The sequence below is a fragment of the Nocardia carnea genome (genome assembly GCF_029869215.1).
Classification (GTDB): Bacteria; Actinomycetota; Actinomycetes; order Mycobacteriales; family Mycobacteriaceae; genus Nocardia; species Nocardia carnea_B.
Map to the genome: position 1 here is coordinate 1 of NZ_JARWPM010000015.1, position 1,052 is coordinate 1,052.

The 1,052-nt window shown below is 74.2% G+C and carries 1 protein-coding gene; it reads left to right on the forward strand.

Annotation, left to right across the window (positions count from 1 at the left end; all coding sequences use genetic code 11):
- The first annotated feature begins 233 nt into the window (after nucleotides 1-233).
- Complete coding sequence (locus QH276_RS00275; protein WP_280397727.1) at nucleotides 234-680, forward strand: PaaI family thioesterase; 447 nt, start codon at nucleotides 234-236, stop codon at nucleotides 678-680.
- The last annotated feature ends 372 nt before the right edge of the window (nucleotides 681-1,052 follow it).

Below are 1,052 nucleotides of genomic sequence, written 5' to 3' on the forward strand. Positions count from 1 at the left end.
GCAACCGGAGCCGTCGGCGCTGCCACCCAGGGCGCGTTACAGCTGCCCCCCGCCCCCGCCGCCCCCCCCCCGCTTTTCACAGGGGCTGCGGGTGAAGTGCCGCGGCAATGCCGCCGGCTTCGTCTCGGTCACCGCGGAGGCGGCTGCGGTTATCCGGCCGGAACCGACGCGGTGGCCGGTCGTACCGTCCGTCCGGTTCCGCTCGGCTGCCGGCCCCGTGCGATTGTGGGGATATGACGGAACAGCAAACCCGGCTCCCGCAGTCGTTCGCCGATATCGGCCCCGAAGAGATGAACGAGCTCAATAAAGGCACCTTCGCCGACCTGCTGGGCCTGCGGATAACCGAACTGGGACCGGACCGGGTATGCGGCGAATGGGTCGTCACCCCACGGCACCACCAGCCGGCCGGAATCCAGAACGGGGGAGTGCTCTGCACCGTCGTGGAAACCCTCGCCAGCACCGGCGGCGCCGCCTGGTACGGCGATCGCGGGGTCGTGGTCGGGGTCAACAATTCCACCGACTTCCTGCGTGCGGTGCGCCAGGGCAAACTCACCGCCGAGGCGACCCCTATCCATCGCGGCGGAATGCAGCAGTTGTGGCAGGTCGTGGTCACCGATGAGGACGGGCGCCTGGTCGCGCGCGGCCAAGTGAGGTTGCAGAACCTACCGCACCGGTCCTGACCTCCGCCGCCGTAACCCGTCCGGCGCCGGACCGTGCCCCGGGCGATGGAGTGTGCGCTGCCTCGTCAGCGCTGGAGTGTGCCCTGGCGCTCTGACGCCGGACCGTGCCCGTCGGCGCCGGACCGTGCCCTGCCGCTCTGGCTTCGGACCGTGTCCCGATCGGGTCGGTGGCAAGCCCGGGGCTGCGGGCCCACCGAGCCGTGGCGGCCGTGCGGCGCCCGGCACTGACTGCCCTGCGTGGGAAACGGCCGCGGGGGGGGGGGGGGGGGGGGGGGGGGGGGGGGGGGGGGGGGGGGGGGGGGGGGGGGGGGGGGGCGGGGGGCGGGACCGCGCCCCCCCCCGCCCGCCCCCACGCCCCCCGCAACAGCGGAG

Excerpts from the sequence above, each read along its gene's own strand:
- QH276_RS00275 (WP_280397727.1), top strand. The coding sequence starts at position 234 with ATGACGGAACAGCAAACCCGGCTCCCGCAGTCGTTCGCCGATATCGGC.